Consider the following 20,630-nt stretch of genomic DNA (forward strand, 5'->3'; position numbering starts at 1 on the left):
ACCCCTGCACAATTTACCCGGAGAATTTAGGGTCGGCTCCCGCTTCTTTTTATGCGGAGAAGTTCGCGGTTGACCCGGTAGGCCCATAGGGGGCCCTCATAGATAAAGGCGGTGTAGCCCTGTACCAGGTCAGCCCCGGCATCTAGCCTCTGCTGCACATCACGGGCGCAAGAAACACCGCCCACCGAGATGATAGCGAGCCTGTCCCCCACGGTATCTTTGATGAGTCGGGTGACCTCCAGCGAGCGTGACCGCAACGGCTGACCGGAAAGGCCGCCGGCACCAATACGGTCAAGGCGGTGTCGATCCACCCTCAAATTCAGGTCGTCACGGGCAACGGTGGTGTTGGTGGCAATAATGCCGTCGAGTTTAAGCTCCAGGGCTAGGCGAGCAATATCAACAATATCTTCGTCTGCCGCATCGGGGGCTATTTTAACCAGCAGCGGTACTCTCCTGCCGCTCACAGCTCTATCGGCCTCTTCCCTCACCGCCTCGAGGAGGGGCTTCAGGCTATGTACTGCCTGTAAACTGCGTAGCCCGGGAGTATTGGGGGAACTTACGTTGACCGCCAGGTAGTCCGCTTGCGGAGCCAGGATACGGGTTGATATTCGATAGTCATCAATAGCATGTTCCAGCTCAACCACCTTGGTCTTACCGATATTGACACCGATCAGAGGACGAATACTTTTCCCGTCGTAGTCATTTTGTAGGGCAGCCTGGGCGGCTGCCAGCCTGGGGGCAACCGTGGCCGCCCCGTCGTTATTGAAACCCATACGGTTGATAACAGCGCGATCATCCACCAGACGAAAGAGCCGCGGTCGCGGGTTTCCGGCCTGTTTTTGCCCGGTGACCGTGCCAACCTCCACATGCCCAAAACCTATATCGGTCAGAGCGTTAACAGCACCGCCCTCTTTATCAAAACCGGCCGCTAAACCAAAGGGCGAAGGGAAACGTAGCCCCATTACCTCGGTGGCAAGATCGGGGTGTGGGCTGAAAAATTTTCTGGCCAGCCCGGAGAGCTTTGCGGCTCGAAAAAACTGGATACCCCGGTAGCCTATCCGGTGGGCGCGCTCGGCGTCCATCGGAACAAAAACACACTTAAACAGTGCCCGGTATATGCGCACAATCTACCTTTCTCGGGGGTAACAGTAAATTAGGACCTCTTGGGAACCCTGTCAATAGCTCCACCGTAGCGACGGTCGCGGCTAGCGTATTCTTCTACGGCAGCCCACAGGGTACGCCTGTCCACATCGGGCCAGAGAACATCCAGAAAAACCAGCTCTGCATAGGCACTTTCCCACAGCAGAAAATTAGAGGTGCGCAGTTCCCCCGAAGACCGTAGAAAAAGATCAACATCGGGAACCGACGGGTTATAGAGGTAGCGGGAAAAAGTTTTTTCACTGATTGAACCCGGTTTAATGGTGCCCGCTGCAGCTTCTTGGGCAATTTTTACCGCCGCGTCAGCTATCTCCGCACGCCCACCATAATTGACGCACATCACCAGGGTGCAGACCGTGTTGTGTCTGGTTTGCTCCTGAACTTCCTCAAGCGAACGGATAACAGATTTCCAGAGTTTGGGGCGGCGCCCCGCCCACAGCACACGCACCCCCCAAGCTTGGAGGGTGGGAAGCTGCCGGGTTAGCACCTCACTGGTAAAACGCATAATAAAGCTGACCTCATCAAGGCTGCGTTTCCAGTTTTCGGTAGAAAAAGCGTATGCGGAAACATAGGGGATACCCATCTCAATAGCACCGGCAACCACCTCAACGAGGGACCGCTCCCCCGCCATATGCCCCTCGTTGCGCGGGAGCCCCCGCTCGTTAGCCCAGCGCCCGTTACCGTCCATCACCACAGCCACATGCCTGGGCACAAAACGGGAAGGGATCGCCGGAGGTCGAGCGCCGGAAGGGTGCGGGGTAGGCGGAACGGGGGTCATGGAGTGTCCTTATCTATCATCGTCAGGGTTTTGAGGGGCTTTTCAAGATGCCACTGCACATAGCGGGTCACCAGATCAAACCCCCGCGCCGTGAGGGTGGAGTGGTCAACCGAGTCTATGTCCGTCCAGCGTCCAGCATAAACCGCTTCAAGATATTTTTTTAAAGCAGAAGAAACCCGTGTGGAAACCTGAACCCGAGACTCTCTTGCACACCGGTCGCACACGAGACCGTATTCGCTGGAAAACCAGCTTTCTTCCAGCGGGCGGGAACACAGGGGGCAGGTATCCCACGATATGCCCCATCCCGCTAGCTGCATGGCGCGCAAGCAAAAGGCAACAAAAATATCGTTCCGGCGGTGTTCTTGCCCAGCCAGCGACGCAAGGGCTCCGAGCAGAAGACGATAGAACCCCTGCGACGAATCATCTGAATCAAAGCGCGCCAGCGCCTCGGTGAGCTCCGAAATGGTTGAAGCCACCGTGTAGGAGTCATAGTCCCGCATAATTGCTGCGGTGTAGGCATGCCTGGTGTGAACCTGCGACACCGTGTGGAGGTTTCTCCCCGAAACCAGCGCAACATCCACGTGCATAAAAGGCTCGAGACGGGCACCGAACTTGGATCCGCTTTTTCTAATACCCCGTGCAACGGCGTGCACAACTCCCCGGTTTTGGGTGAGGAGAACGATAATACGGTCGGTCTCGCCCAGCTGCTGGTTCCGTAAAACGAGAGCGTTCTGCCGGTAGGAACGCGGATTAGACGACTCAGAACTCACGGGAATCATTCTCTCACACCCGCGCAACGGTCCAGGCCCAAAATTCTAGACCCACAAAATCACACCGGGCACAGAGGCTAGAAATTCTGGCGGAGAGCCCGGTTAACAGCCGAGGTCATAGCCTTCAAAGACGCCCAGGTGGTGGAAGAATCGATACCGACACCCCAGAGCACCCGGTTTCCCACGGCTGCTTCGATATAGCTTGCCGCTTTCGCGTCAGAGGTAGAGGACAAGGTGTGCTCCGAATAGTCGAGTAGCCGAACATCAACGCCCTCCCGGTGGAAGATAGACTGCATGGCATCGATGGGGCCGTTGCCGGTTGAGCTGCGCTCAAAACTGCGTCCCTCAACGTTTAAAACAACCGTCAGGGTGGTCTTACCTCCCTCCCGCGAGTCGGCTCTCACCGATTCAATGCGGAACCTGCCCCAGCGTTCCCCCTCGTTCGATGCGGGAAGATACTCGTTGGCAAAAACCTGCCAAAGATTCTCGCTGGTTACCTCACCGCCCTGCGCATCGGTGTGTGCCTGCACAACAGACGAGAACTCAATCTGGGCCCGGCGCGGAAGATCGAGCCCGTATTCCTTCTTGAGCAGGTAGGCCACCCCGCCCTTACCCGACTGCGAGTTAACACGGATAACAGCCTCATAGGTGCGCCCCACATCCCGGGGATCGATGGGAAGGTAGGGAACCTCCCACACCAGATCGTCAATACTCTTACCCTGTTCCTGGGCGCTGCGGTTCATCGCCTCAAAACCCTTTTTGATAGCGTCCTGGTGAGAACCCGAGAACGCGGTAAACACCAGGTCTCCCCCGTACGGTGAACGATCGTGGACGGGCAGCTGGTTACAGTACTCCACGGTGCGCCGGATATCGTCAATGCGCGAAAAATCAATCTCCGGGTTGATCCCCTGGGTGTAAAGATTCAACCCCAGGGTCACCAAATCGACGTTACCTGTACGTTCCCCGTTGCCAAAGAGGCAGCCCTCAATACGATCGGCACCGGCCAGGTAACCCAGCTCAGCCGCGGCGATTCCGGTGCCGCGATCATTGTGGGGGTGCAGCGATAGCACCACATGCTGACGATTGGTGAGGTGCCGGTGCATCCATTCAACCGCATCAGCATAGACATTGGGGGTGGCCATTTCAACCGTTGCCGGCAGGTTGATAATAACCTCGCGGTCGGGGCCTATCTGAAGCTCATCGGTTACCGCGTTACACACTCTTACCGCATAGTCGAGTTCTGTACCGGTAAAAGACTCCGGTGAATACTCGTAGGTGATAGCGGTGCTGCCGGCTAGCTGTTCTTCGTACTTCTTGCACAGACGGGCACCGGTGAGCGCTATATCCAAAATGCCGTCTTGATCCTTGCCAAACACAACTTTGCGCTGCAAAACAGAAGTTGAATTATAGAAATGAACAATAGCCTGTTGAGCTCCCTCGATCGCCTCAAAGGTGCGTTCGATAAGATGTTCACGACACTGTACAAGCACCTGGATAGTAACATCGTTGGGAATATGGCCGTCCTCAATCAGGGTGCGCACAAAATTGAAGTCTGTTTGTGAGGCTGCGGGAAAGCCCACCTCAATCTCCTTATACCCCATCCCCGTGAGCAGCTTAAACATGGCGAGTTTTCTCTCGGTATCCATGGGGTCAACCAGCGCCTGGTTACCATCTCGAAGATCCACCGCACACCAGCGGGGTGCCTTCACCATGTGCCGGTCAGGCCAGGTTCGATCGGGCAGACTCACCTCTATTTCTTCTGAAAAAGGGCGGTACTTGTGAACCGGCATCGATACGGGAGTCTGAAGATTTTTCACGGTATTGTAGCCTCTGGGTTGATGTACAAAAACAGGACCGGAGCACAGCCTACTGGGCGGGCGCCGAATCTCATCCGGATTTTGAAAGTATCACGAAAATCTACCTAAGGGACCCAGCGAAAAGATCTTTTCTTAGAATGTGGACCGGTGGGATAGCAACCACACCCACCGGCCCACGGTTATCGGTACTGAAATACTAGTATTCGTATGACTGCTGACAGGTTACCTGATCGGCGGTCTGCCCCGAAGCGTTGCCCGCGATATTGCTGGGCTGCTGGTTGAGAGTGTCACCCTCGCTAAAATCACTACCGGCCACGATGTAGATAGCCGGATAGGAGGCAGAAAGCTCCACCTGGGTGATTCCCAGTTTGTGCGCGATATCCTCCGCCTCCGCCTGATAGCCGGTGGGGTAATAGATGGCGGAGGAACTGTACTGGGTCACTGAATCCTCGGCATCAACCTGGGTATACCCGGCGTTTTCAACCAGACGACGGATCTCATCCCCGCGCCCCTCCTGGCCCGAGGCGTTGAGCACGGTGACCGGGGCAGCATAGGACAGAGACACATCGGGCGAGGCCGTATCGGTAGACTCCGCACTGCTATCGGCCTCATCGGTCAGACCGCGGTCTTGGCGAAGCCGCTCAAACACCTCATCGGCAGAATCAGAAATCTGCAGCTTATTATCGTCGTACACATAGGGTTCATAGGGCACGGTAGCAAAAACAACCTTATTGAGATCCACCCCGGCAACCATGGCACCGATATTGACCAGTGTTGCGGGGTTAGTCAGTCCGCTATCAACCGTTACATTTTGGGTAATAGCCTCAGCAATATTCATCAACTGCGAGGGGTTGGAGAGAGTTCCCTCCTCATTGACCTTTCGCAGCAGAGACGCCAAAAAACTCTGCTGTGCGGCAATACGGCTAGTATCACTGCCATCCCCGTATCCGTGCCGGGAACGAAGGAAAGCGAGAGCCTGCTCCCCCTCTACCGTCGACTCACCGGCAGGTAGCTTTAAACCACTGTAGGAGTCATCGATGGGCTGGGTGACACACACCTGTACGCCCCCCACCACGCTACTCAGCGACTTCACCGCGTTAAAATCTGCCAGCATAAAGTGATCAATCTTCACCCCGGTGATAGAACTTACCGTGGCAACGGTACAGCCGGGCCCACCGTGCGAGAGGGACTCATTAATCTGGGTGTCCTCGCTAGCCGGATAAACCTGGTTGGTTTCGGGATCGGTACACTGCGGAATATCAACCATGAGATCACGGGGAAAAGAAAGCACCGAAACGTTTTGTTTATCTGCACTCACCTGTACCAGCATGATCACATCGGCTCGGGCACCTGACAGAGCATCCTCAGAATCACCGTACTGGGCATTACTACCCGTGCGGGTATCGGATCCCACCACCAAAATATCGAGAGCACCGTCGCTCAAATTCCCATCTGCGTACTGCCCAATATCCAAAGAAGCAGTGTGCACATTAGAGCGTAGCCGTAAAAGACTCACACCGGCCACCGAAATCACAAAGAGCAGCAGGAAAACGCAGGAGAGGGCAAGCCACCGGTAGCGTTTGGACTTGACAGGCTGCTGACGCATATGCCGCCCCATGCCTACCAAATTATTCTCCGAAGACCCACTGTTTGCAGATGTGGACACACCGGCTCCAATCATGGAAGATTACAAAATGATATAGAAGATTTTAAAACTAGTGGGTAGAGCTTGCTAGATTCTATACACTCGCTGAAGACACCCAAAAAACGGTACCGCTAAAAACCCAACCGTCCCAGGGCTTTGGGGTCACGCTGCCAGTCTTTGGCCACCTTCACATGAATATCAAGATAAACCCTGGTAGCCAGCATCGCCTCAATATTTTTGCGGGCCCTAGCACCGATGGCGCGCAGCCGCTCCCCACCGCGCCCAATAATAATTGCCTTCTGGGAATCACGCTCAACGTAGAGGTTAACGTGTATATCGAGAAGCGGCTTATCCTCGGGGCGGCCCTCACGGAGCCCCATCTCTTCAACCGTAACCGCAAGAGAATGGGGAAGCTCATCACGGACCCCCTCAAGGGCAGCCTCACGAACCAGCTCCGCCACCAGGGTCTCTTCTGGCTCATCGGTGAGCTCCCCCTCAGGATACAGCGGCGGTGAGGAGGGCAGGAAAGAGGCAAGGAGGCGGGCGACCTGCTCCACCTGAAAGCCCTGTACCGCTGAGACCGGGATGATATCGGCCCAGCCTCCCATACCGTCGTTGGTTACGGCTGTCTCGGGAGACTGCCCGGCTTTCTTAGCTTTTTCCCGCTGAGCTGCCGGGCCGCTACCCCGGCGAAAGGGAAGGTTGGTACTGGACTGGCCTCGGCGCCTGTGACGTACCTCGGTAGCGGCTCGCTCGGCGGTCATCACTTCCTCCCCCAGCGCGGAAACAGCCAGCAGCTGTTCGGCAAGGCGCTCCGATGACACGGTATCCGCCTTGGTGACAATAGCGACAACGGGCTGGCGGCTTGCAGCAGCAATCTGCGAGGCGATATAGCGGTCTCCGGTTCCAATATCCTCGTTAGCCGGTACACAGAACCCCACCACGTCAACCTCGGATAGGGTTTGCGCCACTAAGTCGTTGAGTCTCTCCCCCAGGAGGGTTCGCGGCCGGTGGATGCCCGGTGTATCGACAAGAACAAGCTGAAAATTTTCACGGTGAACCATTCCGCGGATAGTGTGGCGGGTGGTCTGGGGCCTGTTTGAGGTGATGGCAACCTTGTGCCCTACAAGAGCATTGGTGAGCGTGGACTTACCCGCGTTGGGGCGGCCCACAAGGACCGCGAACCCTGCCGAAAAGTCATCGGGGAATGGGGAAAAATTCAAGCTAGCTCCTGGAACGGGGATGTATGCAGAGATGCCCATTCTACCCTGTTAGCTTTGGGGAAGAGCCGGAACAGCCTCATCTACGCAGCGAAACTTTGGTCACCCGAGACAACTGTCTGCCGGCAGCGAGACTAGACACCGTCTACCGCGGCATCCGACCAGGCAAGTACTGTACCTATTCGGTTACGCCGCCCCCTCACACCCACGGCACGCAAGTGGATACCGTCCACCACAATTTCGCTACCGACAATGGGAACCCGGCCCAGCCGCTTCGACATGAGACCACCCACTGTCTCTACGCCGTCTTCCTCAAGATCTTTACCAAAAAGCTCACCGAGTTCCCCCAGGCTCAGACGACTACTGACCTTAAAGCGGCCGCTATCCTGCATGGAAATTTCGGGTTTTTCGTTATCGAACTCGTCGGATATATCACCCACGAGCTCCTCTATTAAGTCTTCGAGGGTGACCAACCCTGCGGTACCACCGTACTCGTCAACAACGATCGCAACGTGGGTCGCCTCCCGCTGCATCTCTTTGAGCAGGTCTAGGACCCTCTTCGATTCGGGCTCGTAACGGGCGGGGCGTAGCAGCTCTGCAATACCCGTTGCGGTTCCTTCGCGGCGAGCAATATGAGCCTCCACCAGGTCTTTGAGATAGAGGAAACCCCGTACGTCATCAAAATCTTCACCCAGGACCGGGATACGGGAATAGCCCGAACGCAGAAAAAGGTGAAGAGTCTCCTCAAAGGGGTCATCAATGGATATGGTAACCATATCGGTGCGAGGTACCATCACCGAACGAATCCGGGTTTCATCGAGATCAAAGATGGAGTGCACCATCTGCGCTTCAGCATCCTCAATAGCAGCCGAAGTGTTCGCCCGGTCGACGAACTCCCGCAGCTCATCCTCGGTGAAGTAACCTCCCGAATCGTTTTCTCGTGTACGCTCATGCTGACGACCGCTAGCCGCCAACGGTAGCGGCCCCAAAATTTTGGTCAGCCAGAAAACCAGCCGATAAAAACGTTTGACAAACCGGTCAGGTTTTGCCCTGCCCCGACTGCGCGGCGAGAACCCAAACAGCACAAACCCTATCAGGGTCATAACCAGGGCGGTGATCATCGAGCTGACCCAGAGATTGTGGGCTATATTTTGCACCGCGGCAAACAGCAGCACCACAGATACCATTTCAAAAGCAACCCGCCACAGTCGAACAGAAAACATGTGGGCTTCCTGCTGATCAAGAATCGCGCTGAGTTGCGGACGGGCACGGTGATCGGTCAGCTCCTCGGCATCGCTATGTGGCAGGTAGGTGAGTGCCGCTTCTACGGCGGTAAGAATGTAACACAGGGTTGCCGAGAGAAAGAAGGCCAGACCCAGGCAGAGTAGAACATATACCATCAGTGGCGGGTCTCCACCGGTGCCGGTCTGCCCAAAAACTCTTCCAGAATTTGACGCTGAACACCGAACATCTCGGTCTCCTCTTCTCGAGTACCGTGATCGTACCCCAGGCAGTGGAGGATACCGTGTACGGTGAGAAGGCAGAACTCATCAAGTGTACTGTGGCCGGCAAGCTGAGCCTGCCGAGCGGCGACCGGGGGGCAGAGCACGATGTCTCCGAGCACACCGAGTGCTGGCTCTTCGGGGGTCCCAGGAGTGAGCTCATCCATGGGGAAAGACATGACGTCGGTGGAACCGGCAAGCCCCATCCAGGTACGGTGAAGCCGATCCATCTGTTTCTCTCCCACCAGGGCAACCGAGAGTTCTGTTTCGTCAGAGACCCCTAGCCGAGAAAATGCGTGGCTGATCAGGTTGCGCACGACAACCTCGTCAAAAGCGGAGAAGGCCAAACGGGTAAAAGCATCGTCAGTCTCAGCCACTTCCCCAAGGTCAAAATCTATGGTCACTAGCCCTACTCCCCTGCCGTATCAATCTCGTTCTTCTCAAGAAGCCGCTCCGCAGCCACCTCACGGGCCTGCCTTTTCCCCTTGCGCATCCGCTTTCTTTCCATAGCAGCTTTATCCCGGTCCCACCGATCATAGGCGGAAACAATATCTGAGACCAATGAATGCCGAACCACATCTTGAGCATCAAGAGTTGAGAAACAAACCTCATCGATATCGTCCAGAACCTGCCGGATTTGCCGAAGACCCGAAGACTGTCCCGATGGTAAATCAACCTGGGTGACGTCACCGGTGACCACCATTTTCGACCCAAAACCTAGGCGGGTGAGGAACATTTTCATCTGCTCGGCGGTAGTATTCTGCGCTTCGTCAAGAATAATGAAGGCGTCGTTGAGGGTGCGTCCACGCATGTAGGCAAGCGGGGCGACCTCGATGGTGCCGGCCTCCATCAACCCGGGTATGGACCCGGGGTCTATCATGTCGTGGAGGGCATCATAGAGCGGTCGTAGATAGGGGTCTATCTTGTCGCTGAGTGAGCCGGGCAAGAATCCCAGGCGTTCTCCAGCCTCAACAGCCGGGCGGGTCAGGATAATCCTGTTTACTTCCTGAGCCTGCAAAGCCTGCACGGCCTTTGCCATAGCAAGATAGGTTTTGCCGGTACCGGCGGGGCCTATACCAAAAACAACTGTGTGACGGTCAATCGCATCCACGTATTCCTTCTGATTGACCGTCTTGGGGCGTATATTTCTACCGCGGGAACTAAGAATATTTTGGCCCGTACCCGAAACCGATGGGGACAATTCTGCGGCCAACATGGTAATAATCCGCGAAACCGTGTCCGGGGTGATGAGCGTATCGTGCAGTGCTAGCTGCCGCAGCTCAGACAGCAGACGAATAATGGTGGTGACCTCTTCGGCGGGCCCGGATACCACCACGTCAAGATTTTTAGGGCGGACAGACACAGCCGGGAAACTTGACTCGATCAGCGAGATACTGGAGTCCGAGGGGCCCAGAACCGCCACCATCTCGGCGCGGCTGTCGAAAGAAAAAGTTCGGGCGGTAGACAGTGGGCGGTTTGCGCCCGAAGCGGTGGTTGCCATAAATAACCGGCCTAGGCCGAAATCAGAGCTCCTCACGGTAGTGCTACAGGATAAAAATTATGTTTTCCTCTTACAAGGTTAGTCTCTATGGGGACAATCCTCCGAGTAGAAGACAGGCACTCATGCTCAGAGTGAACCCTTGAAAAGGACAGACCTCACCTCACCTATGACCAGGTCCCCGCAAGCGTATTAATGGTCGATAACGCAGCGGACCCGGCGGTCGATGATCGCAAGACCTCCTTCCCCAGACGCACCGGCAAAGCTCCTGCCGAGGTAAACAGCTGCAGCTCGTGTTCGCTGATACCGCCTTCGGGACCCACCACCACAAAAATCTTCTGCGGAAGCCCCCGCTCCCCGAGCAAGTCAGCGAAAGCCCCGGTCAACCGCGTATCCGCATTTTCATGCAACACAAAAATAGCGGACCCCGGCCCCTGCGCGCGCATGTACTCGGCAAGCTGGGCCGAGGTATGCAAATCGTCCACCGGCGGAATCCAGGCACGGCGAGCCTGCTTGGCAGCAGCAGCAACCGTCTTCTCCCATTTGGCATGAGACTTGGCTACCCGATCCTGTTTCCAGCGCACCACGCAGCGCTCAGCCGCCCACGGGATAACACCGTTGACTCCCAGCTCGGTAGCTAATTCGATACCCAGCAGATCACGGTCAGACTTAGCAAGCGCCTGTACCAGGTATACGGTGGGGCCCGCTACCTCGGTAACCAGCTCCCGCACGGTCACCTCTAATCCCTGCGGCAGGAGTGCGCGCACCTCACCGCGGACCCGCCTACCCCGCCCATCCGAGACATCGACAGGTTCACCAACATTGAGCCGCTTCACGTTTTTTGCGTGGTGTCCCTCATCGCCATCCAACACCAGGGTATCGGCGACCCCCAGATTCTCAAGGGTCGCGGTATCGCAGTAAAAAACGGGGGAAGTCATGAAACTAAGAAACCGATTTTTCTACTTCTCAAAGCGCTCTTTGAAGCGGGAGAAGAAACCGTGTTTTTCCGACACCGTTTCGCTCACATTGAGGTCCTCATTGCGACTGGCCACAAACTGGCGAAGGAGCTCACGCTGCTCACCGGTGAGATCGGTGGGTGTTCGAACCTCGATGTGTACCCGCAGATCCCCTCGACCGCTCCCCCGTAGACGGGTGACACCGAGATTCTTGAGGGTCACCACATCGCCCGACTGGGTTCCCGCCTTCACCTCAATTTCCTGAGTACCGTCAAAAGTATCTATCTTCACCACTGTCCCCAGGGCGGCCGCGGCCATCGAAATACCAACGGTGGCGTGAAGGTCATCCCCCTCCCGACTAAAAGTCGGATCGTTATTGACCCGTAACTCTACATAAAGATCTCCGTTGGGCCCCCCGTGAGTACCGGCTTCACCCTGGCCGGCCAAACGGATACGTGCCCCGCTGGAAACACCCGCCGGAATCTTAATGGTCAGCGATTTACGCTCGCGTACCCGACCCTCCCCATAACACTCGGGACAGGGATTTTTAATAACGGTGCCGTAGCCGTGGCAAGCAGCGCATTCAACCTGCTGAACCACGGTCCCCAGAATCGACTGCACCTGCCGCGCCGTGTACCCCTGCCCCTGACAGACCTGGCAGGTCTCGGGGTGGGTTCCCTGCGCGGTACCCTCACCATGGCAGAGCTCACAGGTAACCGCGGTGTCTACCGTAATGGGTTTATCAACACCAAACACCGCGTCCTTGAGATCAATCCGAACATTGATCAGAGCATCCTGGCCCTGCCGGGTGCGGCTCGCCGGCCCACTCGGTGCCTGGTTGAAGAAACTCTCAAAAATATCCCCAAAACTACCAAACCCACTAAAGCCGCCGGCCCCGCCGAACCCACCCTGGGATTGCCCGTTCTCGTTTCCGGTTTGATCGTAGATACGGCGTTTTTCCGGATCGGAGAGCACATCGTGGGCGTGGGAGACCCTCTTAAACTCCTCGGCTGCTTCCGCGGAGGGATTAATATCGGGGTGTAGCTTACGTGCCTTTTGGCGGTAGGCTTTCTTGATCTCTTCGGGACTTGCATCACGTGATACACCCAGTGTTTGGTAATGATCGCTCACTCAATAACTTCTTTCCGTGAATAAACCTCAAGGTTTTATGTTAGCGTTGAAATTCTAATGCCGGATACTAGATACCCAAAATTTTTGTGAGATAGCTAGCAACACCCCGGACTGCCGATACGATACTGAGATAGTCCATGCGGGTGGGACCAATGACCCCGACCCTCGAAAGATCCTGTCTCCCGTAGACGCTGGCAACAACCGATGTTTCGGTAAGCGGCACCGACGCGGTCTCGGCACCAATCCGCACACTAAATCCGCGGGAATCCTCGGACATCTCATTGAGCAAACGAACCATGGTTACCTGTTCTTCGAGAGCGTTCAGGATGGGGGCTATACTCGAGGAAAAGTCCGAGGTGGACTGCGCCAGGTAGAAAGTTCCGGCAAACAGCAGCCGTGAGGACCCGTCATCGCGCGCAAAAAGCGTCAGGCTCTGCCCCAACTGCCGACAGAGCTCGGAGAGAAATTTCTGGCCGGAACCTATATCCCCGATGGGCTCCCCTACTAGTTTCTGTAAAAGCTCGCTCCGGGCCTCCGCAAGGTCCTGTTCAGTGTAGGGAGAGACCGTTGCTGTTTTCTGCAATACCTGCCCCGAATTGCTGATCAGAATTATACTTATGTGATGTTCTGCAAGAGGGACAAGCTCAAGGTGACGCACAGTAGTGAGGGTGGGCGCAGGATACTGCAACACTGCGGCCTGCTGAGTCAACCGTGAAAGGATTTTAACGGTGCGCACATACAGTTCCTCGACGCTATCCGAACTGTCCAGCAGGCGGAGAATAGCCTGTTTTTCTCCGGACGAAAGAGGCTGCGGGACGGTAATTTTATCAACGAAATACCGGTACCCCTTCTCCGTGGGTATACGCCCAGCACTGGAATGCGGGGCAGTAATCATGCCCTCCTCTTCGAGTACCGCCATATCATTGCGAACGGTTGCGCTCGATACGTTAAGTCCGTGCCGTGCGATCAGCGCTTTAGACCCCACCGGCTCGTGCGAAGAAACATAGTCTTCGACAATCGCTTGCAATACCCTGTCTTTGCGTTGAAGCCTTGGTCTCACCTATCTCCTTGGCAAAAAGAAATTAGCACTCCTTCAGTGTAAGTGCTAATACAACTGTAGTACCCGGGCTACGCTGTCTTGAAGCGGGTACGCTGTGGGCTAAGGTTGAGAGAGGCTATCACGTCGAGGCTGGAGAACAAACCGTGAATGACTACTATTCTTGGGGGTCGCAAGATCTCACCTCAATCGGAGAACACAGGCGGGAGAAGAAAATTCGCGCCCTCAGAGTCCAGCCGGGTATCGTCCTTGAAGACGCTGAAACCGGCTGGGTGGGGGCCGTCATCTCCCTCGAAACCATTGGCGGTATACGGGTGATTGGTCTCGAAGATTCCCGGGGGAGAGTAAAATCTTTTCCGCTGGGATTTGGTTTCCTCTACGAGGGGGAACCGGTCAAGGTGCTCGCACCCGCACCGGTCTCTACTCCCGGGACCGCACGTATCTCTCGCTCCGGGTCACGGGTGGTCGACAATGCTCCTGCCCGGGTTGCCAGCTCCAGTCGTTTATGGGTTGAGGGTATCCACGATGCCGAACTCGTAGAAAAAGTGTGGGGTCATGATCTGCGGGTAGAGGCCATAGCGGTAGAACCCCTCCACGGATTAGACGACCTTGCCCGGGCAGTACGACAGTTTACCCCCTCGCCCCGGCGCCGGCTGGGTATCCTGGTCGACCACCTGGTGACCGGCAGCAAAGAGACCTCCCTGGTGGCTGAGGCCATGCAGGTGCCGGGTGCCGCCGGAAACGTGCTTATTCTCGGCCACCCCTACGTTGATGTGTGGCAGGCAATCAAGCCCGGTGTCCTCGGTATCCCGGCCTGGCCTCGGGTTCCCCGCAGTGAAGAATGGAAAAAAGGTGTGCTGAAAAGACTCGGTTGGCCCCACCGAGACCGGGAAGATATAGCTGCCGGATGGAAACGTATGCTTGCCGCAGTAGATTCTTACGCGGATTTAGAACCGCACATTCTCGGTCCGGTCGAACAGCTTATCGATTTCCTGACTACCCAGGAGCATGTGCCGGGGATCTCGATAAAAGATAGATAACCTGACAGCTGCTACCCCCAATCCGCACCTTCCTCCCCTAGAATAGGACCTAGCTAATCATCGTATCCGTACCCTACCACCACAGAAGAGCGAGTATTTTTTGAAGACCGCTACCTCACGAGAGTCCGCATTTGAGGGTTCCCCCGCCCAGGCTAAAAAACTTACCGTGCACGAAGATCGCAACATCGCCACGCTCGCACACTTTGGCGGATTTATGGGCTGCCTACCCTCGGGTATTATCCTCTACCTCTATCGCGGCCGAGGCCCCTTCACCGAGCAAGAATCGCGAGAAGCCTTTAACTTCACCCTCCTGCCCAGCCTGGTGATTATCGCCTGCATGTTTCTTTCCGCAATCCCTGTGATTGGCTGGTTCTTTGGACTACTGGCCGCCCTCCTGTGGATATACCTCGCCTTCATGTCCCTGGTTGCGGGGATCAAGGTCAACCGAGGAAACCCCTACCAGTACCGCTATAACACCGAGCTCTACGACCGGTTTTTGGCCAGCCGCACCACCAAAAAATAGGTGGACCCGGGCGGCCTCTGGGTCTATTCGAGTTCGGGGAGCAACTCACGGGTTACCGCATCCCCCAATAGCCTTCCCCGGAGGGTGAGCACTACCCGCCCATCCTCCAGAGCCTCCTCCTCAAGAAGACCCTGCCCCCGTAGCCAGTCGAGCTTATTCGCGGTGGCTCCCCTCCCATGGATATTTTCCAGCACAGAAATTGGTAAACCGTCGGCCGTGCGCAAGCGCAGCATAACGGTCTCAAAAGCTTGGGTGCTTTCGCTCAGAACCTCCCGAGCTGCCGCCGGTGACTGCCCGGAACGCACCCGGTGAGCGTACGCCAGCGGGTGCTTGAGATTCCACCAGCGGGTACCGTTGACGTGCGAGTGGGCGCCGGGGCCAATCCCCCACCAATTATGGTTCTGCCAGTAGGCAAGATTATGGCGGCTCCGGCTGGTGGGAGAGAGCGAATAGTTAGAAACCTCGTACCAGCGGTAGCCGTGTTCGGCCAGCGTGCGTTCGGCGGCAAGGTACATGTCGGCCATCAGGTCGTCATCGGGCATCTGATAGTCACCCCGCCTGATCTGTGCCCAGAGCTTGGTGCCCTCCTCAACGATGAGCGAGTAGGCAGAAATATGGTCCGGCCGGTAGCTCACGGCTGCCTCCACCGACTGCTGCCACTGTTCGAGTGTTTCCCCCGGTGTTCCGTAGATAAGATCCAGGGAAACCTGAAGGCCTGCCTTCCGAGCCTGCTCAACCACGTATGGTACGTTTGCCGGACTATGGGTGCGGTCAAGAACCGCAAGAGTTTGCGGGACCACAGACTGCATACCGAAAGATACTCTGCTAAACCCGCCCGCCGCTAGGATCCGCATATCATCTGCCGTCACCGAATCGGGATTGGCTTCGGTTGTGACCTCCGCACCGGACGCAAGACCAAAAATGTCGGCTGCTCGGTGCAGGATCTTCACCAGGTCATCCGCCGGTAGTTTGGTGGGGGTCCCCCCACCAAAAAAGACCGTATTCAGAGGGGAGGGATCAAGACCCGAGCGGTAAAGAGCATCCGCGGCAAACTCCAACTCGGAGATAGCATCGGCAGCATAATTCTCCAGGGAGACTCCCCCACCAAAATCCTCGGTCGCATAGGTATTAAAATCGCAGTAGCCGCAGCGTACCGAGCAAAACGGCACGTGCACGTAGAGACTAAAACCGCGGCCCCTACCCGCTGAAGCGGAAAGGGCGGGGATCCTACCGTCCAGTGGAGCGGGCTCCCCCACCGGTTGAGCCGGGCTCACTTTTTAGATTTATCTTTGGTTTGGTCGCCGGCAGACAGCGCGGCAATAAAGGCTTCCTGCGGGACCTCCACCCGGCCCACCATCTTCATGCGCTTCTTGCCTTCTTTCTGCTTCTCTAAAAGTTTACGCTTCCGCGAAATATCGCCGCCGTAGCACTTGGACAGCACATCTTTACGTATAGCGCGAATATTTTCGCGGGCAATAATACGGGAACCAATTGCCGCCTGAATCGGCACCTCAAACTGCTGGCGCGGAATTAGCTCGCGCAGTTTACCCGTCATCATGACACCGTAAGAGTACGCCTTCTCCCGGTGCGTAATCGCAGAAAAAGCGTCGACTTTCTCACCCTGCAGCAGGATGTCGACCTTCACCAGATCTGCCTCTTCTTCGCCATCAAACTTCCAATCCAGAGAAGCATAGCCTTTAGTGCGTGACTTTAGCTGATCAAAGAAATCAAAAACGATCTCGGCCAGGGGAAGACGATACCGAATCTCCACGCGGTCAGGTGAGAGATAATCCATACCACCCAATATGCCGCGACGCTGCTGGCACAGTTCCATGATCGCACCGATAAACTCGCTGGGCGCAATCACCGTGCACGCCACCATTGGCTCGCGGATGGTGGCAACCTTGCCCTCGGGAAACTCACTGGGATTGGTGACCCGTCGGGGGTGCCCGGACTCATCGACCACATCGTAGATAACATTGGGGGCCGTAGAAATAAGGTCGAGCCCAAATTCTCGTTCCAGCCGCTCCCGCACGATCTCCAGGTGCAAGAGTCCCAGAAAACCGCAGCGGAAACCAAAACCGAGGGCAGCCGAGGTTTCAGGCTCGTAGATGAGAGCGGCATCGTTGAGCTTGAGCTTGTCCAGGGCATCACGCAGGGCCGGGTAGTCAGAACCGTCGATGGGGAAAAGACCCGAGAAAACCATGGGCTTGGGGTCCTCATAGCCTCCCAGCGACTCGGTTGCAGGCTGACGCGCACCGGTGACCGTATCGCCTACACGCGACTGGCGCACATCTTTCACCCCGGTAATCAGATACCCCACCTCACCCGTTCCCAGGCCGTCGCTGGGTTGCGGTTCGGGCGAGATAATGCCTATCTCCAGGAGGTCGTGCTCGGCACCCGTGGACATCATCTTAATTTTTTGCCGCGGCTGTAATCTACCGTCAACCACGCGAACATAGGTGACAACCCCGCGATAGGAGTCGTAGACCGAATCAAAGATCATGGCACGCGCCGGGGAATCGGGCTCCCCTTGCGGGGCGGGGATCGTCTCAACAATCCGGTCAAGGAGTTCCTCAACCCCCTCACCGGTTTTACCCGAGACCCGCAAAACATCTTCGGGTTCCACCCCGATAAGGTGGGCAAGTTCCTCGGCATATTTATCGGGGTTAGCTGCGGGAAGATCAATCTTATTCAGCACAGGAATAATGGTGAGATCATTTTCCATAGCCAGGTACAGGTTGGCCAGGGTCTGGGCCTCAATCCCCTGGGCCGCATCAACCAGTAAGAGGGCGCCCTCGCAGGCAGCGAGTGAGCGGGAAACCTCATAGGTGAAATCGACGTGACCGGGTGTATCAATCATATTGAGTGCGTAGCTGACCCCGGACACCTCCCAGGGCATACGAACCGCCTGAGACTTAATGGTGATACCGCGCTCACGCTCAATATCCATCCGGTCAAGGTACTGAGCCTTCATTTGGCGCGGCGTAACCACCCCGGTAGCCTGTAGCATGCGGTCAGCCAGCGTCGACTTGCCGTGATCGATATGCGCGATAATGCAGAAGTTGCGAATAATGTCCGGACTTGTTGACGCCGGTTGCGGCGGATGGGTTGCCAGGGGTGACAAGCGTTGTTCCTTTCACGACGCACGGTACCGGGATATATGCCTTCGGATGATCCAGATTGCCCGCATCATTGATAAGACGGCGGTAATCCTATCCTGTAGAGAGAAATCAGTTAACCAGTCTCCCACAGTCGGGGGCAGAATGCACCTTTGCGTCTTCCCGTACACGGCAAGCACGGTGGTTCAAGAAGCAGACGCACAGAAGAACCTCCGGAGGCTATGCCGTCTATTCTGGATAGCATGAACATTAATATAGAAACTATCACCGGGTTACTTCAGCGGGGTATTCGTGTCTACCGTCGCTGGAATGAAAGCTCGCAGCGGGGCACAAAAATTTCGTCTGCTCCCTCACATCCCACGGCTTCCGGGCAATCCCGGCATTCCTCTCCGTCGCCGAAAGAGACCGGCAACTATCCCGGTGACTACCGCGGCCGGGTCGACTTTCTCTACTGCCCCAATATTGACGGAGACCCCGACCCCGGCGAAATCGTTTGGACCTGGGTGCCCTACGAAGAAGACTATAGCCGGGGGAAAGACCGCCCCGTTATCCTGGTGGGCAGAGACGGTACCTACCTGCTCGGTCTCATGCTCACCAGCAAAGATCGCAACAACACGGAACGCAGAAACAACAACTACCTGGATATCGGTACCGGCACCTGGGATAAAGAGGGCAGACCCTCCGAGGTAAAGCTCAACCGGGTGATCCGGGTCAAAGCCACCGATATGCGCCGTGAAGGTGCAATTCTCGACAGGGATACCTTCGCTACCATTGAGCGAGCTTTCCGCGCCCGCCGCAACCGCTAGACAGAGCCACCGATTACTATGAGGGAGGGAACACCCTTCCCAAGGTAGCCTCGTCAGGCACATCTTCCGGACAAACCTGCCAACATCTGGTAAAGTTCCCTACTGTGTGTCCGATGGTCAATCGGGCACTGCTGGTCGGTTGCCATAGGCATCCCCACGCCGCTCAGTCAATAACCGCCCAGCATAGCCCTCACCGACCAATAAGACAAAAGAAAGTTTTAACCGTGGCTAACATCAAGTCCCAGAAAAAGCGTATCCTCACCAACGAGAAAGCTCGTCTGCGTAACAACACCTACAAGTCAGAGCTGAAGACCGCTATCCGCAAGGTCAACAAAGCTGTTGAGGATCAGAACGTTGAAGAGGCAACCGCCGCTTTGCGTTATGCAAGCCGCAAGCTAGATAAGGCTGTTTCCAAGGGTGTGCTTCACAAGAAGAACGCCGCAAACAAAAAATCTGGCCTCGCAGCGCGTGTCAACAAACTTTCCTAAATCTCTGCTCCATCCGGTAGAGGTCTTATAGCGAAGTGACAGTGGTGCCCCCAAGGAATTCCTTGGGGGCACCACTGCGTGAGCGGCCGGGGGTGTTAGCCTGCAGCTGTGGAGATGGTCAGAACCGCTTTTTCTAGCGCGTACAGTGGGTCGTGAGCTTCGCCCTTGAGCCGGGCATCGGCATCGGCAAGGGTTTTCAGGATAGTCGCTAAGTCGTCCCGGGAGAACCTGCGGGAATCCCGCTGTGCCTGCTCCACCTGCCAGGGGGCAAGCTTGAGCTGAGACGCTAAAGAACGAGCGGAACCAGAACTACCGTGAACCCTGGCGATGTGACGGACCCGTAGCGCTAGGGCGCCCATCAACGGAATGGGCTCCACCCCGGTATCGATGGCATGGCGAAGCAGCTTGAGCGCCGCTTTGCTGTTGCCGCGTACAGCCTCATCAGCAACCCGAAAGGCTGTCACCTCTGTACGGCCACCGTAATACCTATTCACCGCCTCCTCGGTAATAGTGCCCGAGATGTCTTCAACAAGCTGGTGACAGGCTGAGGCGAGTTCGCTGGTGTCTTTACCCGCTGCCGCCACCAGCACCTGCGCTGCCCGCGGCTCAATTTTTCTGTCATACTCCCGGAATTCGTCGAGCACAAAATTGAGCTTGTCTTGATCGCGGTTGAGCTCCTGGCATTCAACAAAATTAAATTTTTTTGACGACCGAAAAAGATCGAGAAGTTTCTTGCCTCTATTGCCGCCGGAATGGTGGGCGATCAACATGGTTGAGCTGTCCGGTTCCCCCAGGTAGGCCAGGGCATCCTGTAAAAAATCTTCGTTCATCTGTGCCAGCTGCGATACCTCAATAATTTTTGCTGACCCAAAAAGTGAGGGGCTGCTGAGGAGCGCAATCTCTCCGCGGCGGTAGTCCCTGGCAGAGATATGGGACAGCTCCGCATCGGGGTGGTGCTCGCGAAACTGTGCCCTCAGTCGCTGCTGTGCACGCTGCACAAAGTATTCGTTGCTTCCATAGAGCACGGTGGCGGGTGCAAGCTGAACATTTCTCCACTGCTGGCGGCCGCCGGTAGCGGTGGGGGTTTTACGCGGCATGGCGGGAATACTACCTTTCACG

Annotated in this window: 19 protein-coding genes; 4 read left to right on the plus strand and 15 right to left on the minus strand. The window is 56.3% G+C overall.

Annotated elements, in window-relative coordinates:
• Positions 1-26: 26 nt before the first annotated feature.
• From ACS1BR_RS08155 to hrcA, 12 genes are all read right to left on the minus strand, one after another.
• Positions 27-1,124, minus strand: a complete 1,098-nt coding sequence (locus ACS1BR_RS08155) for a quinone-dependent dihydroorotate dehydrogenase (RefSeq protein ID WP_463561462.1) — start codon at positions 1,122-1,124, stop codon at positions 27-29.
• Positions 1,125-1,153: 29 nt separating this feature from the next.
• On the minus strand, positions 1,154-1,936 hold the full coding sequence (locus ACS1BR_RS08160; protein WP_463561463.1) for an isoprenyl transferase: 783 nt from the start codon (positions 1,934-1,936) through the stop codon (positions 1,154-1,156).
• On the minus strand, positions 1,933-2,706 hold the full coding sequence (recO, locus tag ACS1BR_RS08165) for a DNA repair protein RecO (RefSeq protein ID WP_463561464.1): 774 nt from the start codon (positions 2,704-2,706) through the stop codon (positions 1,933-1,935). Before recO ends, ACS1BR_RS08160 begins: the two co-directional genes overlap by 4 nt.
• A gap of 77 nt (positions 2,707-2,783) precedes the next feature.
• Positions 2,784-4,523: a 2-isopropylmalate synthase gene (leuA, locus tag ACS1BR_RS08170; protein ID WP_463561465.1), complete on the minus strand. Its 1,740-nt coding sequence runs from the start codon at positions 4,521-4,523 to the stop codon at positions 2,784-2,786.
• 196 nt (positions 4,524-4,719) lie between these two features.
• A complete protein-coding gene (locus ACS1BR_RS08175; RefSeq protein WP_463561466.1) occupies positions 4,720-6,129 on the minus strand; it encodes an LCP family protein in 1,410 nt (469 codons plus the stop codon).
• A 170-nt stretch (positions 6,130-6,299) separates the two neighbouring features.
• Complete coding sequence (locus ACS1BR_RS08180) at positions 6,300-7,430, minus strand: GTPase Era (RefSeq protein ID WP_463561467.1); 1,131 nt, start codon at positions 7,428-7,430, stop codon at positions 6,300-6,302.
• 92 nt (positions 7,431-7,522) lie between these two features.
• Entirely contained in the window at positions 7,523-8,788 is a 1,266-nt protein-coding gene (locus ACS1BR_RS08185; protein ID WP_463561468.1) for a hemolysin family protein, read from the minus strand.
• Positions 8,788-9,237, minus strand: coding sequence for an rRNA maturation RNase YbeY (gene ybeY, locus ACS1BR_RS08190; protein ID WP_463561667.1), 450 nt, complete (start codon positions 9,235-9,237; stop codon positions 8,788-8,790). Before ybeY ends, ACS1BR_RS08185 begins: the two co-directional genes overlap by 1 nt.
• Positions 9,238-9,299: 62 nt before the next feature.
• A complete protein-coding gene (locus ACS1BR_RS08195) occupies positions 9,300-10,391 on the minus strand; it encodes a PhoH family protein (RefSeq protein ID WP_463561469.1) in 1,092 nt (363 codons plus the stop codon).
• 164 nt (positions 10,392-10,555) lie between these two features.
• Positions 10,556-11,326: a 16S rRNA (uracil(1498)-N(3))-methyltransferase gene (locus tag ACS1BR_RS08200; protein ID WP_463561470.1), complete on the minus strand. Its 771-nt coding sequence runs from the start codon at positions 11,324-11,326 to the stop codon at positions 10,556-10,558.
• A 21-nt stretch (positions 11,327-11,347) separates the two neighbouring features.
• Positions 11,348-12,475 carry a molecular chaperone DnaJ gene (dnaJ, locus tag ACS1BR_RS08205; RefSeq protein ID WP_463561471.1) on the minus strand — a complete coding sequence of 376 codons (1,128 nt, stop codon included), beginning with the start codon at positions 12,473-12,475 and terminating at the stop codon, positions 11,348-11,350.
• A 67-nt stretch (positions 12,476-12,542) separates the two neighbouring features.
• Positions 12,543-13,535 (minus strand): heat-inducible transcriptional repressor HrcA, encoded by a 993-nt coding sequence (hrcA, locus tag ACS1BR_RS08210; RefSeq protein WP_463561472.1) that lies wholly within the window; start codon positions 13,533-13,535, stop codon positions 12,543-12,545.
• Between the two features lie 143 nt (positions 13,536-13,678).
• On the opposite strand from hrcA, the gene ACS1BR_RS08215 reads away from it, so the two are divergent.
• Positions 13,679-14,572 (plus strand): DUF3097 family protein, encoded by an 894-nt coding sequence (locus tag ACS1BR_RS08215; protein ID WP_463561473.1) that lies wholly within the window; start codon positions 13,679-13,681, stop codon positions 14,570-14,572.
• Between the two features lie 100 nt (positions 14,573-14,672).
• Entirely contained in the window at positions 14,673-15,095 is a 423-nt protein-coding gene (locus ACS1BR_RS08220; protein ID WP_463561474.1) for a DUF4870 domain-containing protein, read from the plus strand.
• A 23-nt stretch (positions 15,096-15,118) separates the two neighbouring features.
• On the opposite strand, the gene hemW is transcribed toward ACS1BR_RS08220, so the two are convergent.
• Entirely contained in the window at positions 15,119-16,369 is a 1,251-nt protein-coding gene (gene hemW / locus ACS1BR_RS08225) for a radical SAM family heme chaperone HemW (protein ID WP_463561475.1), read from the minus strand.
• Entirely contained in the window at positions 16,366-18,222 is a 1,857-nt protein-coding gene (gene lepA, locus ACS1BR_RS08230) for a translation elongation factor 4 (RefSeq protein ID WP_463561476.1), read from the minus strand. The genes hemW and lepA overlap by 4 nt, the downstream gene beginning before the upstream one ends.
• Before the next feature lie 237 nt (positions 18,223-18,459).
• On the opposite strand from lepA, the gene ACS1BR_RS08235 reads away from it, so the two are divergent.
• Positions 18,460-19,023, plus strand: a complete 564-nt coding sequence (locus ACS1BR_RS08235) for a type II toxin-antitoxin system PemK/MazF family toxin (RefSeq protein ID WP_463561477.1) — start codon at positions 18,460-18,462, stop codon at positions 19,021-19,023.
• Between the two features lie 224 nt (positions 19,024-19,247).
• Positions 19,248-19,511, plus strand: coding sequence for a 30S ribosomal protein S20 (rpsT, locus tag ACS1BR_RS08240; RefSeq protein WP_463561478.1), 264 nt, complete (start codon positions 19,248-19,250; stop codon positions 19,509-19,511).
• A 95-nt stretch (positions 19,512-19,606) separates the two neighbouring features.
• Here the strand turns inward: rpsT and holA are convergent, their stop codons facing one another.
• The gene (gene holA, locus ACS1BR_RS08245; RefSeq protein ID WP_463561479.1) at positions 19,607-20,629 is read right to left on the minus strand and encodes a DNA polymerase III subunit delta; all 1,023 of its coding nucleotides are present in this window, start codon (positions 20,627-20,629) and stop codon (positions 19,607-19,609) included.
• Between the last annotated feature and the right edge of the window lies 1 nt (position 20,630).

The sequence above is a fragment of the Rothia sp. 18CD1-1 genome (assembly GCF_055285355.1).